Source organism: Streptomyces sp. NPDC101151 (assembly GCF_044768335.1).
GTDB lineage: Bacteria > Actinomycetota > Actinomycetes > Streptomycetales > Streptomycetaceae > Streptomyces.
Genome location: NZ_JBIWPP010000042.1, coordinates 1 through 15,104, shown reverse-complemented (window position 1 = coordinate 15,104; position 15,104 = coordinate 1). Strand labels below are relative to the sequence as shown.

Sequence of the window (15,104 nt, the reverse complement as noted above, 5' to 3'; positions counted from 1 at the left end):
CGCGGGGGGCGTGCGGGTGGGGGTTTCGGGGGGGCTGGGTTATGATTGGACACTGTGGTTTCTGTTGGGGTGACGGGGACCGGGCCCTGGGGGCCGTGCGGGGCCGGGGCCCCGGCACCGCACGGTGGCGCACGGACGCCGGCGATGGGACGACGACAGACGTCGCGCGCGGGTGCCTGTCCCTCGGACACGCACCGGACCGCCTTCGCGCCGCTTCGGAGTGGGACTCCGGAGTCGTGGGGGCCGCTGACGTCCGCGGCTCCCGTTGGCGGCCGACAGCGAATCTAGCCCCGTTCCCTGGCACGACCGCCCTGCTCGGCAGGGAATTTGCGGCACCCATACGGCCCGGACACCGACGCCGTCAAAGTGCCGTCAAACAGAGCTGAAGAACCATCAGGGACCCGTCAACGAGAGCCGTCGGTGGCCGGATCCGGTCGCAGACTGATCACCAACGGGGGGCGGGCGACCGTCCGTGGCGTGACGTTGGAGGGACCGTGACTCTCACGGCCGGATCGGCGCAGGATCCTCGGACAGAGGAAGGCGCAGCGCCACGAAGAGCGGTGGTCGCCCAGCCCGGGGGCAGCCCCGGACCACGGCAGCGAGAGGGTTCGCGGACGGCCGGACCGGGTTCGGGGCTGCACCTGTGGCGGCAGACCGAGGCTGCGCGGGCCGCTCTGCGCCGCCGCTACTGGGCCACCGTGCCCGCGCGGCTGCGCCTTCTGCGTGCGGCCACGGTCCTGCTCACCGTTGCTCTCGCCGTGCTCCTGCTGGTGGCCGGGCTCGCCGCCCTGGGCACCTGGAGCAGCGTGGCCGACCGCGACGCGCCCCGCACCACCAGCGCCGCCGACCTCAACCTGGCCCTGAACGACATGGACGCCCAGGCCGCCAACATCCTGCTGTCGAGCGGTGATGCGGGGAAGGGGCGCCTGCAGACGCCGTACACGAAGGCTGTCGGCTTCTACGGCGACGCCCGGCGCGAGATCGGCCACGATCTGCGCACCCTCGCCGTCGCGGCGCAGGGCAGCCCGACCGACGAGAAGACGGTCGAGTCACTGACCGACGACTTCGCCGAGTACCAGGAGCTGATCGGACGGGCCCTGGAGAACGACGGTCACCGCGGCGGCAAGACGGCCGCGCTCGCCGACTACCGCCGGGCGACCGACCTGCTGCGCTCCCAACTCCTGCCCGCCGCCCGCACCTTGGTGTCCTCGAACAACGCTGCCTTCGACGCCGAGTACGCCTCGGCCCGCTCCGCTCTCTCCGCGCAGCTCGCCATCGTCCTCGTCCTCGGCGTACTGCTGCTGGCCGTGCTCGGCCTCCTGCAGTGGTACCTGGCCCGTCGCTTCCGGCGCATCCTCACCCCCGGGGTGCTGGCCGCCACCGTCTGTACGCTGCTCGCGGTGGTCCTCGGCTCACAGATGCTCTCTGCCTCCGCCGACCACCTGCGCGTGGCCCGGCACGACGCCTTCGACTCCGTCGTCGCGCTCTCCCGGGCGAGGGCCATCGCCTTCGATGCCAACGCCGACGAGAGCCGCTACCTGCTCGACCCGCAGCGCCGCGGGCAGTACGAGGAATCGTTCCTGACCAAGTCGCAGCAGCTGTACGGCCTGAAGGGTGCCACGCTGTCGACGTACGACTCGGAACTGGCCGCCACCTGGCAGGCGTACGAGGCCGACCACCATGATCTGCGCTTCACCGGCGAGTTCCGCCGCGAGCTGGACAACATCACCTTCCCTGGTGAGCGGGCCGCGGCGGAGAAGACAGTGGACACGTACGCCGTATACCAGCGCGACGACCGGAAGATCCGCGCTCTGCTCGCGGCCGGCAAGGAGCAAGAGGCGGTCGAGTTCTGCATGGGCTGGGAGCCGGGCACGTCCAACGCGCACTTCGGGGCATGGATGGTCGCCCTGGACAAACTGACGGGCATCAACCGTTCCCACTTCACGTCCTCCGTCGGCGCGGGCCGGTCGGCGGTGAGCGGCCTGCTGCCGTGGGCGGGAGGGTTGCTGGGAGCCGCCGCCCTGCTGACCTTGCTCGGACTGCGGCCCCGCCTGGCCGAGTTTCGTTAGGGCGTGTACCGAGAGTGGATCACGGGCGTGATGAACGAGCGTGGCCAGGAGCTGGGTGAACACGAGTCGATGCTTCGCGCCGACGCCCAAGGCCCACTCACGCAGCTGCGACGCGCGCCCTGATGCCGCCCGCGCCACAACGGGCTTACCTCAGCGGCGAGTTCAGCGGCTGCAACAGCCGGCAGCCCGTGATCCTACGGTTGCTGTCGATCGCTGCACGAGTTGCTTCCCCGCCACACGACCCGTCTCCTTACCCGGGCTGACCCCTCTCCATTTAAAGCGCATGGTGCTATCGTCAGTAGCACCATGTTGCTGCGTTTGGACAAGAGGGACACCCGCCCCCTGCACGAGCAGGTGGCAGGGGCCATCCGGCGCGCCATCGCCGAGGGCGAGTGCCGGCCGGGAGACCGCCTGCCGTCGGCACGCGACCTCTCCCAGGCGCTGGACGTCAACGTCAACACCGTCCTCAGGGGGCTGCGCAGCCTCCGGGACGACGGACTGCTGGAGTTCCGCAGAGGCCGGGGCGTGACCGTGGCGGAAGGTGCCGACGAGCGCTCCGGACTTCTGAACCAGGTGCACGTGCTGGTGACCGAGGCGGCGCGACTGGGCTACAGCAGGGCCGATCTCATCGAGATGATCAGGGGGATAGCGTGAACGACGGCACAAGGACCGAGCGCGGTGCGCGCTGGGGTGCCGGGGTGTGGACAGTGGGTACGGCCGGGCTGATCGCCGCCCTGCCCTGGGCCGCCCGCGGACGACTGCCGGACCGCTTGGCCACCCACTGGGGGTCCGGGCGGGACACTCCGGACGGGTCCATGCCCCTCTGGGCGGCATCCCTCTTTCCGGCCCTGATCTGGCTGGCCCTGGCCGCGATCGTGTTCGTGGCCCAGGGGCGGGCCGGGGACCCCGCGCGCAGGACGACGCGAGCGTGGACCGCCGCCGCCCTGCTGTCGGGGGGCATCCTCCTCGGCGGCGCGCAGGCGTCCGTCGTCCGCGCGAACCTGGACCACTCGGACTGGCACCAGGCTCGCCAGCCGACAGCGTGGATCATCGTGACCCTCACTGCGGCGGCCGCAGCTGCTGGAGTCGTCGGGTGGCTGGTGAGTTCGCGCGCGGCGGCCTCCTCCCCGCCCGCCCCGCAGGATTTTTCCGGCCCGGTCCTGCAGATCCCTCGCGGGCAGCGCCTGGTGTGGCTCTCCCGCATCACCAACCCATGGCTCCACCTGCTGGCGGCGGTGGCCGGCCTGGTGGCGGTGGCGGCCCTCGTCGCTGTGGTCGGCGGTCTCGCAGCGGCCGGTCCGCTGTGGGCGGTGTTCATCCCGTTCGCGTTCACGTCCCTGGCCTTGGCCGGCTGTGCCACCGTGCAGGCACGCGCATCGGAGCGCGGCCTGGAAGTGGCGTTCGGGCCGCTGGGCTGGCCCGCCCGGCGCTGGCCGGCCGAGGACATCGAGTCGGCCCGCGCCGAGGACCGCACCCCCGCACAGGTCGGAGGCTGGGGTTACCGGCTCAGCGGTCTCGGCACCACGGTCATGCTGCGGAGCGGAGAATGCCTCGTCATTCGCACCCTGAAAAATGGGACGGAATTCGCGGTCAGTATCGACGACGCGGAGCGTGGGGCGGCTCTACTGAACGCGCTCAGCCGCTCTTTTTAACGCGCTCGATATGACTTGACATGGAGGAATTATATATTCCATGTGAGTCGTGGCACGCAGATTCGACGTGTGCGAGAAAACATGCCAAGATCACCTCTCGAGAAGAGATCACGCACCGGGGGAGGAGTGTGCTGACCACACGCCCAGAACCTCTCGATGCGGCTCATCCGAAACGAGGGGAATCAATTGAATATCAAACAGCGCGGAATACTCGCCGTCGCGGGGCTCACCGCTGCCGCGATATCTGTCGCGGCAGCACCCGCCGCGACCGCCGACACGGCCACGAAGGCACCCGCATCGGCTGCCGCGGCCTCGGCCACCTCGGCGAAGAAGGACGGGGAGAACGTCTTCCGCGGGCTCTTCTTCGGCCAGGGCAAGGTGGGTGAGCAGCTGGCCGGGCTCGAGCTCTTCGCCGACGCGCGCAAGCACATTGACAACAACTCCCGCGACCAGGTCCGTGCGGCGAACGCCGTCATCGGCCTGATCAACAAGCGGTCGACGGGCTTCTTCGCCAAGCTGAGCGCGAAGGCGCGCAGCGGTGACCCGCGTCAGGTCGAGCAGGCCGTGACGGACGCTCAGAACATGCTTCTGGCCGTGGCGCACAAGGGAGACAAGGCTGCCACCCCCGTGGAGGTCGGCCAGAAGTGCGGCGTGACCGTCGCGGTCGCCGCCGCCGTGGTCCACGTGGCCGCGGTGCTGACGGCGGCCGGTGCGGTCGTCACGGTGACGGTCGCCGTGGGCGCGAACTTCGTCAAGGGCAAGAACTGGTTCTGGAGTGCCGAACCCACCACGGGTGACGGCTCGCAGCTGTCCCGCGACGAGGCCGTGGCCCAGGTGACGGGGGCGCTCAAGGCCGCCTGAGCACTGCGAGGGGGTGGAGCGGCTGCAGACGTTCCACCCCCTCGGCAGGGCGCCCGCCACTCGGCGGGCAGGCCGGGAACACCATGAAGAACTCAATCCGCCGCATGCGCGAGAATTTCTCGCGAACCAGCGACCAGACCGTCACCCTTTCCAGGCGAGCCATCGCGATCACATGCGTCGTCTGGTCGGTGCTCATTCTTTACGTGGCCCAGGAACAGCTGCCCACGAACACCATCACCCTGCCGGCCCAGAAAAGTGTCCGGCACACCGTGGTGAATATGGCACCGCAAGGCTGGGCCTTTTTCACCAAGTCTGCCCGCGATCCCGAAATCCGACCCTACGGTAAACAATCCGACGGGTGGCACTCGCTGGCTCTCGGGCCGCATTCATCGGCGCGAAACTTTTTCGGACTCGATCGGGTTTCCCGGGCTCAGGGCGTGGAAATCGCCATGGTTCTCTCCGCCGCCCAGGTGAAGGACTGGCGTCCGTGCACGGAGGGGCGGGAGAAGTGCCTCACGGCGTTCGGAAGCCCGGCCCGGACGATCAAGAACGTCTCTCCCGAACCCACCCTGTGCGGGACCGTCGGCCTGCTCCAGGAACGCCCCACTCCCTGGGCATGGCGCGACCTGGTCCCTGACAGCCACTCGGTGGAACGCGCCATGGTGTTGAAGGTGACGTGCTGATGCGTCGTCACACGATTCCTTCCCCCTGGACCGCCGGATACGGCTGGGCGAGGACCCTGCTCGCCCTGGGCACGCTCGGAACCCTCGCGTGCAGCGACTCCGCCACCCTCTTCCGGGAGGTCGCCACGGTCGGGAAGTACCCGCTGTGCCAAGGCGTGGGCGGAGCGGGCGCGTGGTGCCTCGTACCGGCCCAGGACTACGACATCGTCCGCTGGCTGTGCTGCCTCGTCCTGCTCCTCGTGGCCAGCGGATGGCGGCCGGCACTGACGGCCGTCCCCCACGCCTACATCAGCTTCAGCGTGTTCACCGGAATAGCCATCCCCGACGGCGGCGACCAGATCTCCTGGCTGCTCAGCCTTCTGATCGCGATGGTCGCGCTCGGCGACAGGCGCAAGTGGCACTGGCAGACACAACAGCCGTCCCAGCCACCGCCGTCCGGGCGTCGCCGGTACCTCGCCCTGCTGGGCACCAGTGCGCTGGTCGTGGCCCGACTGCAGATGTCCCTCGTGTACTTCCAGGCCTGCGTGGCCAAGTTGCCGCACGCGGAGTGGGCCGACGGAACCGCGTTGTACTACTGGATCAACAACTACGACTTCGGCGCCGCGCACTGGCTGCGCCCGCTCCTGAACGTCGTCGTCCAGAACCCGGTCGGCGTCGCCGTCATGACCTGGGCTCCCCTGTTCCTCGAACTCTCCCTGGCGGCAGCGCTGCTGCTCCCCCAGAGAGTGCGCTGGATGCTGTTGCCGGCCGGCGTCCTGTTCCATCTCGGCATCGCAGTCGTCATGGGCCTATGGAGCTTCGCCCTGGCCATGTGGGCCGGCCTGTTCCTCCTGCTGGCGCCACTCGGCCACGACCCCGACATCGCCGGACTGGTGCGGTCTCTGCTGTGGTTCCGCACCCGGACCTCCGGCACGCCGTCCGAGACCCCGGAGCCGGAGAGCCCCGCCGTCCCAGCCTGACCCGGCCCACCGGGTGCCGACCGAGCGGGGCGCGCTTGGCGGCCACGCCACCGACATCACCGACATCAACGGAAGAGGTCATCTGATGCACCTACGCACGGGAGTCGTCGCAGCGGCCGCCATCGGCTCGGTACTTATCGGTACGACCGCCGCCATGGCTGCCCCGACGACGGGCACCGTCCCCTAGTCTGCGCGATATCGGACGGCGACCGCCTCGGGAGAGCGGTGGCTCGAAGGCAACGGTTCTGTTCCCTCCCGCGAACTCGTGGTGAACGGCACGTTGTCCAACGCCGGAGACGGGTGTCACTCGCTGTGGACCCGGTTCAACTTCGACTTCGTCCCCGCACAGGCCTGCAAAGAGGCTGAAGTGTGCGGCCGGGCGTCGGACCTGGCAGACAACCGAGCCGACCAAGACATCGCACGGCGCCCGCCCGACCACCAGGCCGGGTCCCGGCCGGTGTGCGGTCGGCCTGACGGTGGTGGTGGGAGCGGCCCGCCCCGCTGACAGGTACCACTGCGGACGCGCATGCCCGGAGGGCTTCCTGTCTGGCCGGGCATTGTGAGGGAGTGACGGTGCTTGGCGACGGTGCCTACCTGAATACTGGCCTGATCGTCCCGCACCGCAAACGCCCCGGGCGGCCGCTGCTGAGGGGTGAGGAGGAGGAAACCGCGAAGCACCGCACGGTCCATGCCCGCGTGCAGCAACACGCCGTCCAGGCCGTCGCCCGCATTCACAACCGCGCCCTCGCCACATGATCGACGAGTCCGCGCAGTGTCGCGACACGCCCGCCCGCGGCCTTCTGGAACAGGCTTCAGGCGTCTGTCAGCAGACTTCCCGGCACACCTGCCCTCACCCTATCGGCCCAGGTCACGTCAAGACAGTGTCAAGGTCACCCCGGTCGACGCCAAGGAACCGCTAACACTCGCGCCGACCGCCCCGCGAAGTGGCTTTCTTAGGGAGAGGAACCCTTCTGCGCAGGGGAGTTGGATCAGTGAGCGGAGTGCGTCGGCGGCGATGAGTGACGTACGGCCCGGACGACTGAAGGTCTACCTCGGGGCGGCCCCGGGAGTCGGCAAGACCTACCGGATGCTCGACGAGGCGCGGCGCCGCGCCTCGCGCGGGGCGGACGTGGTGGTGGGGTTCGCGGAGTGCCACGGGCGCCCGCACACGGAGGGGATGCTCGACGGCCTGGAGATCGTCTCCCGGGCGCCCTGCACCTACCGCGGCGGACGGTTCGAGGAGATGGACCTGGCCGCGGTCGTTGCCCGTCGGCCGCAGGTGGCGATCGTGGACGAATTCGCCCACAGCAACGTTCCCGGCGACGGCCGCAATGCCAAGCGGTGGCAGGACATCGAGGAACTCCTCGCGGCCGGCATCGACGTGATCACCGCGCTGAACATCCAGCACCTGGAGTCCCTCAACGACGTGGTCGAGAAGATCACGCACGTGCCCCAGCACGAGACGGTGCCCGACGACATCGTCCGCCGCGCCCACCAGGTGGAACTGGTCGACATGCCCCCGGAGGGGCTGCGTCGGCGCATGGCGCACGGCAATATCTACGCGCCAGAGAAGATCGACGCGGCCCTCGCCAACTACTTCCGGCCCGGCAACCTGACCGCGCTGCGCCAGCTGGCGCTGCTGTGGGTGGCCGACCGGGTCGACGAGGCGCTGCAGGAGTACCGCATCCGGCACGGCATCGGCCGGGTGTGGGAGACCCGCGAACGGGTGGTCGTCGCGCTCACCGGCGGGCCCGAGGGGGACACGCTGATCCGGCGGGCCGCACGGATCGCCGCCCGCTCCGCCGGGGGCGACCTGCTCGCCGTGCACGTGGCCCGCAGCGACGGCCTGGCCGCCGGTGTCTCGCACGCCTCGCTGGCCCGGCAGCGCCGGCTGGTCGAGGATCTCGGCGGCAGTTACCACTCGATCGTCGGCGACGACGTGGCCACCGCCCTGGTGGAGTTCGCCCGCGCCGAGAACGCCACCCAGCTGGTGCTCGGTACGAGCCGCCGCGGGCGGCTGGCGCGGTTCCTGACCGGGCCGGGCACCGGCGAGACCGTCACCGAGCTGTCCGGCGACATCGACGTCCACCGCGTCACCCACGAGCGGGCCGGGCGCGGCACCCTGCTGCCCTCTCGACGCCGCACGCTGTCGACGGCCCGGCTGATCGCCGGCCCGGTGGCTGGGCTGGTTCTGCCCGTGCTGCTCACCGCCGTCCTCGCCCAGCTACGGGGCACGCTGAACCTGACCAGCGAGGCGCTGCTGTTCCTGCTCGCCGTGGTGGGCGTGGCCTGCATAGGCGGGGTCACCTCGGCGGTGATCGCGTCGATCACGGCGTCCCTGCTGCTCAACTACTGGTTCATCCCGCCCATAGGACAGTTCACGCTGGGCGATCCGAACGGACTGGTGGCCCTGACGGTGTTCGCGGTCGTGGCGGCCACCGTCGCCGCGGTCGTGGACCGGTCCCTGCGCCTGTCGCGCCGCTCCGCCCGCGCGACGGCCGAGGCGGAGACCATGTCGTCCCTGGCCGGCAGCATCGTGCGCGGAGAAGCGACGATCCCGGCGCTGCTGGAGCGGACGCGCGAGACTTTCGGGATGGAGTCGGCGGACCTGGTGGACGAGCCGCCCGATGCGGCCGGGGTGACGGCCGTTCCGGCGGGGCCCGGAGCCCACCTCGCGCTGCGTGGCCGCACGCTGTCGTCGCCGGAGCGGCGGGTGCTGGCCGCGTTCGCCGCGCACGTCGGCTCCGCGGTGGAGCGGGCCCGGCTGGCCGAGGCGGCGGCAGAGGTCGAGCCCGTCAAGGCCGCCGACCGGCTGCGTACGGCGCTGTTGCGGGCCGTCGGCCACGACCTGCGCACCCCGCTCGCTGCCGGGTGGGCCGCGGTCACCTCCCTGCGCAGCAGCGAGGTCGAGTTCTCCGCCGCCGACCGCGAGGAACTCCTCGCCACCGCCGACGAGTCCATGGCCAAGCTCAACCGCCTGGTCGAGAACCTCCTCGACCTCAGCCGCCTGGAGGCGGGCGCCCTCACCCTGAACCTGCGCGCCACCTCCCTGGAGGAGGTGCTGCCGATGGCGCTGGTGGATGTACCCGGCGTGGAGGTGGCGGACGTGGAGGCGATCCCGGCGGTGCTGGCCGACCCGCCGCTGCTGGAGCGGGTGATCGCCAACCTCGCCTCCAACGCCGCCCGGCACACCCCGCCCGGCCGGAGGGTGCTGGTCACCGCCAGCGCTTTGGCGGGCCGGGTGGAGCTGCGGGTCGTGGACCGGGGTCCTGGTCTGCCCGCCGACGGCCGGGATCGGCTCTTCGAGCCGTTCCAGCGGCTCGGCGACACCGACAACACCACCGGCCTCGGCCTCGGACTCGCCCTCGCCCGCGGCCTGACCGAGGCGATGAACGGCACCATCACCCCCGAGGACACCCCCGGCGGCGGCCTCACGATGGTGGTGTCGCTGCGGTTCGCAGTACAGACGGTGGGTGCCGAACCGACCGAGCAGAGCGTAGGAGGTTCGTGATGAGCACAGTGCCCGACACCTGGAAGCTGCATCGCAGGCGAGGGACCCGCACGCCACGACCCTGGCCGCTGCGCGACCGGCTCGCCCTGACGGCCGGCATGGCCGCCCCGTTCCTGGTGGCCCTCGCGCTCGTCCCGTTCCGTACGAGCCTGTCGCACACGAACGCCGCCCTCATCCTCGTCGTGGTGGTCGTCGCGGTGGCCGCTCTGGGCAGCCGTACGGCGGGCGTGGTCGCCGCGCTGTCGGCTGCGGCGTGGTTCGACTTCTTCCTCACCCGGCCGTACGAGACCTTCGACATCAATGCCTCGGCGGACATCGAGACGGCGGTGCTGCTACTGGTCGTCGGCCTGATCGTCTCCCAACTCGCGGCCCGCGCCCGTCGGCTGGAGGTCATGACGGTGACGGACGCGGCGCACCTGGCGCGCATCCACCGCACGGCCGATCTCGTCCAGTCCGCCAACTCGGCGGACACCGTGGTCGACCACGTCCGCGGTGAGCTGACCGAGCTGCTCGGCCTGCGCGCCTGCCGCTTCGAGTACGGCACGCTCCTGGGCCGGCCGCCGCGCCTGGAGAAGGACGGCAGCGTGACGGTGGGCCGGCGCACCTGGAATCCGGACACCGACGGCTGGCCCGATGGCGAGATCGAACTGCGGGCCTACGGCAACGGCCGCTACCTCGGCCGCTTCATGCTCACGCCTGGCCCGAGGCCCGTACCGCCGCTCCAGGCCAGGCTGGTTGCGGTGACTCTGGCCGACCAGACGGGGGCCACGTTGGACACGTCGGGGCCGGTGCGGGGCTGGTGATGCCAGACATCGCGGGACCAGCGCGGGGATGGTGGAGCCAGGCACGGCGGATTCCCTGACGCGATCCTGACGCCGGACCGGCCGTCCGGTGGAACGACGTCGCGCCTCCCGCCGTTCCTTTCCGGTGTGACGTCAACTCTCCATCTACGGTCGGAACTTGGTCAGCGCTCCCAGCACATGGTGATCTGCGGTGACGACGGACTCGCGCACCGGCTCGCCCTCGCACTGGACGCGGTGTGCGGCGAGGTGGTCACTGTGGTGGTGCCGTCCCGGGACGACGAGTACGGCGCACAGATCGCCGCGCTGCACGAGGACCCGCGGTCGCCGGTCGAGTTGCTCGTGTCCGCGCGCCCGGACGAGCGGACCCTGCGGGCCGCGGGTGTCGAGCGGGCCGCCGCGCTCGCCCTCACCTACCGAGACGACCAGGTCAACATGACCGCCGCGCTGCTGGCCCGCACGCTCAACCCGTCCATGCGGCTGGTGGTGCGGATGTTCCACCGCGAGCGCGGCCGCCACCTGGAGCGGTTGCTGGACCGTGCCGCCGGCCTGTCCGAGGATCCGGCGCAGGACACCTCCACCACGGTGCTGTCGGACGCCGACACCGCCGTGCCCGAACTTGTGGCGGCCGCCGCCGTCGGCCACGGCCACACCCTCCAGGTCGAGGACAAAGTCTTTCGCGGTGTCGTCCGCCCGGCGGGGACGCCCTCGCCGACCACAGACCTGGCCACCCTCGCCGTCCTCTCCGGTGCCCACCAGGACGACCCGGCGAGCCAGGACAGCCCGGAGACGCCCGGCGAGGACGGCACCCAGCTGCTGCCGGACACCCGGACCGCCTACCACCGCCAGTTCACGCACGGCCGGCTGATGCTGGAGGAGGTCACCCACCACCACGCACCCGAACCGGCCCACCGCAGTCGGCGCGGTCGTACCGGCGCGTGGGTGCGGGCGCGGCTCGCGCAACTGCCGTGGAAGGTGTTCCTCTCCCGCGAGGTCACCGCCGTCTTCGGCGCGCTCGGAGCGATGGTGCTGGCCCTGGCGGCCGCCACGGCGCTGTTCGCGGACGAGCACCCGTGGTGGAAGAACCTGTACCTGCCGATGCTGGACATCTTCACGATGGGCGACCCGGCAACCGACGAGCCGGTGGCCCGCCGCATCCTCCAGCTCATTGCCGGTTTCGTGGGCCTGGCCGTGCTGCCGCTCGTCGTGGCCGCCACGCTGAACGCCACCGAAGCCTTCCGCGCCGCCTCCGCAAGCCATCCACCCGAGGAGGGCACGAGGGACCACATCGTCCTCGTCGGCCTCGGCAAGATCGGCACCCGGGTGCTCGCCCGGCTGCGCACCACCGACCACCAGGTCGTGGTGATAGAACGCGATACGCAGGCGCGCGGCGTCGCGCTCGCCCGCGAACTCGGCGTACCACTGATCCTCCAGGACGCCACCGCCCCAGGCGTGCTCGACCTGGCCCGGGTCCGGCACAGCCGCTCGCTGCTCGTTCTGACCCGTGACGACGGCCAGAACCTGGACATCGTCATGGCTGCCCGCGAGACCAACCCCGCGGTGCGTGTGGTCATGCGGCTTTACGATGATGACCTGGCGGCGACCGTCCAGCGAACCCTGCGCGCCTCCTATCCGGATGCGCTGACCCGCAGCCGAAGCGTTTCGGCACTGGCCGCCCCGTCCTTCGCCGCCGCCATGATGGGCCGTCATGTGCTCGGCGTGATGCCCGTGGAGCGGGGCTCGCTGCTCTTCACCTGCGTGGACGTGGCCGGGCACCCGGAACTGGAGGGCCGCTCGGTGCACAAGGCGTTCCGGGAGAACGAGTGGCGCGTGCTCGCCGTCGGGGCCGTGGGTACTGCGGTGCAGGTCTCCTCCATGGACACCCTCACCGGCCTGCGTGCGAGCCGGTCCGGCTTCGACTGGCGTCCGTCGCAGGGCCGGGTGCTGCGTGCCGGTGACCGGGTGGTCCTGGCGACTACGCGGCGCGGGTTGGACATCCTCATGACAGGCGTACAACCGCATCCGGCAAACCGCAGGGACTGAGTCGTCCTAGTCCAGTCCGGACGCCTTGAACACGGCCCGCGCCGTCTCGCGGTCCATGCGGGCCGAGAGACGGCGCAGCGCGGCCTGGCCGCACAGCAGCAGGCCGTCGGCCGCCGCCTTCCCCGCGCCCTCGTCCAGGCGCAACCACAGCTGCGGGTTGCGCACCAGGACCTCGGGGTCGATCTCGACGCGGCCCCCCAGGGCGTCCCGCAGCAGGAGCCGTGGCGAGATGCCGTCCAGACAACGGACCGACACCAGCAGGTCCGTCCGCACCCGCTGCTCTCGCACCAGCCGGCGCGAGGCCAGCCAGTTCCCGCCGGCGGACACCCGGGCGGGATACAGCACGACGAAGAGCAGCCCGGCGAGAGCGAACCACAGTACGGTGCGCCACAGGGCGATCCGACCGGAGCCCCAGTCGACCAGGAGAAGCAGGGAGAGCAGCACGCCGGCGCAGCGGACGGCGCTCCACAACTCCTGCATCCATTCCAGGTTGTTCGCCGCCTCACCTGATGCATCAGGGCGTCCCATGGCGTCGACGGTACTGACCTGGGGAAGCGGATCGGCTGACCTTGCTACGGCTCTGACGGAGATGCCCGTCAAGGTCCCGTCAAGGTCTGCCGTTTGGGCGCGAAGATGCCGCAAGGAACGGTCGGATGCGGCAGGAATCGGTCAGAACCTGGGTGCACCCGCGCGCTTCGACCTTGGTGCGCGACTGAGGGAAGAAGGAGCACGCACCCATGTCCGTCCTGACCACCGAGCCGGATGCCGTTCCCGCAGGCGAGGAGCCGCCTGATACCGGTGAACGCCACCGTCTGACCGCCGTCACCGGGCTCGCCGCGCTGTCGCTGGACGCGATGGCGTCGGTGGCCTACGGCCCCGAGGCCATCGTCCTCGTCCTGGCCGCCGCGGGAGCGCACGGACTGGGCTTCACGATGCCGGTCACCCTGGCCATCGCCGCGCTGCTGGCGGTGTTGGTGGCGTCGTATCGGCAGGTGATTGCGGCCTTCCCGGACGGCGGCGGCTCCTATGCCGTGGCGAAGACGCACCTGGGCGCGCGGGCGAGCCTGGTGGCCGCCGCCTCGCTGGTGCTGGACTACGTCCTCAACGTCGCGGTCGCGGTGACGGCGGGCGTGGCGGCCCTGACCTCCGCCTTCCCGTCCCTGTACGGCGATCGGCTGTGGCTGTGCCTGGCGGTGCTGGCGCTGATCACGGGGGTCAACCTGCGCGGCATCGTGGAGTCGGCGAAAGCGTTCATCCTGCCGACGGCCGTCTTCATCGGCTCCATCTTCGTCCTCATCGCCGTCGGTCTGTTCCGTTCCCACCCCGTGAGTACGGTGACGGCGGCCGGGCACGCCTCGGTCGTCACGGACAACGCCTCCACCGTGGGGGCGCTGCTTCTGCTGAAAGCTTTTGCCTCCGGCTGTGCCGCGCTGACGGGCGTGGAGGCCATCGCCAATGCCGTCCCCTCCTTCCGGCTCCCGCGCGTGAAGCGGGCACAGCGCGCGGAGGTCGCGCTCGGTGCCGTGCTCGGCCTGATGCTGATCGGCCTGTCGGTGTTGATCGGCCGCTTCCACCTGCAGCCGGTCGAGGGCGTCACGGTCCTGGCCCAACTGGCGGACGCCTCCCTGGGCCACAACTGGGCTTTCTACGTGATCCAGTTCGCGACGATGATCCTGCTGGCGCTGTCCGCGAACACCTCCTTCGGCGGCCTTCCGGTCCTGCTGAAGCTCCTCGCCCGCGACAACTACGCGCCGCACGTGTTCGCCCTGAAGGCCGACCGTCAGGTGCACCGCCACGGTGTCCTCGCGCTGGCGGTCGTCTCGGCCGCGCTGCTGGTCTTCTCGGGCGGGGACGCCAACACCCTGGTGCCGCTGTTCGCGATCGGGGTGTTCGTCGGCTTCACGATCGCCCAGGTGGGCATGGTCCGGCACTGGCGCCAGGAGCGGGGCCGGGGCTGGCGCGGGAAGGCGCTGCTGAACGGCTTCGGTGCGGTCCTCACCGGTGTCTCGACCGTGGTCGTCACCGCGAGCAAGTTCGAGGAGGGCGCCTGGCTGATCGTGATCACTCTGCCGCTGCTCGTGGTCGCCTTCGAGATCGTGCACCGCGCCTACGGCCGGATCGGCGAGCGGCTCGGGCTCGGTCGCATACCGGAGGCCCCGCACCGCGAGCGCTCCTTGGTGATCGTGCCCGTCTCCTCGCTCTCCCGGCTGACGTCGGAGGCCCTCACGGCGGCGGCCTCGCTGGGCGACGAGGTCCGTGCGGTGACCGTGTGCTACCCGGATCCCGAGGACAGGGCTCAGCTGCACGCCCTGGAACGCGCGTGGGTGGAATGGGGCCCGGGGGTGGAGCTGGTGCGGCTGGCGTGCGAGCGGCGCAGCCTGGGCCGCCCGATCGCCGCGTACGTGCGTGAGGTGGCCGCCGCCGAGCCCGGCACCCGGGTCACTGTGCTGATCCCGGAGACGGAGCCGGAGCGGCTGTGGCAGCGGCTGCTGCAGAACCAGCGGGGCGCGGTCGTTGCGCACGCCG

11 protein-coding genes and 1 pseudogene are annotated in these 15,104 nt (G+C 70.8%); 11 read left to right on the top strand and 1 reads right to left on the bottom strand.

What is annotated here, in order from left to right:
• Window positions 1–560 precede the first annotated feature (560 nt).
• The 10 genes and pseudogenes from ACIRU3_RS40620 to ACIRU3_RS40575 all read left to right on the top strand — a co-directional run bounded on the left by ACIRU3_RS40620 (window position 561) and on the right by ACIRU3_RS40575 (window position 12,578).
• A complete protein-coding gene (locus tag ACIRU3_RS40620; RefSeq protein WP_404067936.1) occupies window positions 561–2,069 on the top strand; it encodes a hypothetical protein in 1,509 nt (502 codons plus the stop codon).
• A gap of 306 nt (window positions 2,070–2,375) precedes the next feature.
• Window positions 2,376–2,723: a GntR family transcriptional regulator gene (locus ACIRU3_RS40615; RefSeq protein WP_404067934.1), complete on the top strand. Its 348-nt coding sequence runs from the start codon at window positions 2,376–2,378 to the stop codon at window positions 2,721–2,723.
• Window positions 2,720–3,721: a DUF1648 domain-containing protein gene (locus tag ACIRU3_RS40610; RefSeq protein WP_404067931.1), complete on the top strand. Its 1,002-nt coding sequence runs from the start codon at window positions 2,720–2,722 to the stop codon at window positions 3,719–3,721. Before ACIRU3_RS40615 ends, ACIRU3_RS40610 begins: the two co-directional genes overlap by 4 nt.
• Before the next feature lie 186 nt (window positions 3,722–3,907).
• Window positions 3,908–4,582, top strand: coding sequence for a sporulation delaying protein family toxin (locus ACIRU3_RS40605; RefSeq protein ID WP_404067928.1), 675 nt, complete (start codon window positions 3,908–3,910; stop codon window positions 4,580–4,582).
• Between the two features lie 83 nt (window positions 4,583–4,665).
• A complete protein-coding gene (locus ACIRU3_RS40600; protein ID WP_404067925.1) occupies window positions 4,666–5,265 on the top strand; it encodes an SdpA family antimicrobial peptide system protein in 600 nt (199 codons plus the stop codon).
• Window positions 5,265–6,224, top strand: a complete 960-nt coding sequence (locus ACIRU3_RS40595; RefSeq protein WP_404067923.1) for a sporulation-delaying protein SdpB family protein — start codon at window positions 5,265–5,267, stop codon at window positions 6,222–6,224. The genes ACIRU3_RS40600 and ACIRU3_RS40595 overlap by 1 nt, the downstream gene beginning before the upstream one ends.
• A gap of 498 nt (window positions 6,225–6,722) precedes the next feature.
• Window positions 6,723–6,980: pseudogene (locus tag ACIRU3_RS40590) on the top strand (IS5/IS1182 family transposase); the annotation flags it as partial.
• 259 nt (window positions 6,981–7,239) lie between these two features.
• The gene (locus tag ACIRU3_RS40585; RefSeq protein WP_404067920.1) at window positions 7,240–9,735 is read left to right on the top strand and encodes an ATP-binding protein; all 2,496 of its coding nucleotides are present in this window, start codon (window positions 7,240–7,242) and stop codon (window positions 9,733–9,735) included.
• Window positions 9,736–9,833: 98 nt separating this feature from the next.
• Window positions 9,834–10,538: a DUF4118 domain-containing protein gene (locus ACIRU3_RS40580; protein ID WP_404068050.1), complete on the top strand. Its 705-nt coding sequence runs from the start codon at window positions 9,834–9,836 to the stop codon at window positions 10,536–10,538.
• Window positions 10,539–10,664: 126 nt separating this feature from the next.
• Window positions 10,665–12,578, top strand: a complete 1,914-nt coding sequence (locus ACIRU3_RS40575; protein ID WP_404067917.1) for an NAD-binding protein — start codon at window positions 10,665–10,667, stop codon at window positions 12,576–12,578.
• Between the two features lie 6 nt (window positions 12,579–12,584).
• Here the strand turns inward: ACIRU3_RS40575 and ACIRU3_RS40570 are convergent, their stop codons facing one another.
• Complete coding sequence (locus tag ACIRU3_RS40570; protein ID WP_404067914.1) at window positions 12,585–13,106, bottom strand: hypothetical protein; 522 nt, start codon at window positions 13,104–13,106, stop codon at window positions 12,585–12,587.
• Between the two features lie 209 nt (window positions 13,107–13,315).
• Between ACIRU3_RS40570 and ACIRU3_RS40565 the strand changes: the two genes are divergently transcribed.
• On the top strand, window positions 13,316–15,104 hold a 1,789-nt coding region (locus ACIRU3_RS40565; protein WP_404067912.1), incomplete at its 3' end, for an APC family permease.

Bases quoted from the DNA above. Each gene is read 5' to 3' on its own strand.
- ACIRU3_RS40615 (WP_404067934.1), top strand. From the start codon at position 2,376: ATGTTGCTGCGTTTGGACAAGAGGGACACCCGCCCCCTGCACGAGCAG.
- ACIRU3_RS40600 (WP_404067925.1), top strand. From the start codon at position 4,666: ATGAAGAACTCAATCCGCCGCATGCGCGAGAATTTCTCGCGAACCAGC.
- ACIRU3_RS40595 (WP_404067923.1), top strand. From the start codon at position 5,265: ATGCGTCGTCACACGATTCCTTCCCCCTGGACCGCCGGATACGGCTGG.
- ACIRU3_RS40585 (WP_404067920.1), top strand. From the start codon at position 7,240: ATGAGTGACGTACGGCCCGGACGACTGAAGGTCTACCTCGGGGCGGCC.
- ACIRU3_RS40580 (WP_404068050.1), top strand. From the start codon at position 9,834: ATGGCCGCCCCGTTCCTGGTGGCCCTCGCGCTCGTCCCGTTCCGTACG.
- ACIRU3_RS40570 (WP_404067914.1), bottom strand. From the start codon at position 13,106: ATGGGACGCCCTGATGCATCAGGTGAGGCGGCGAACAACCTGGAATGG.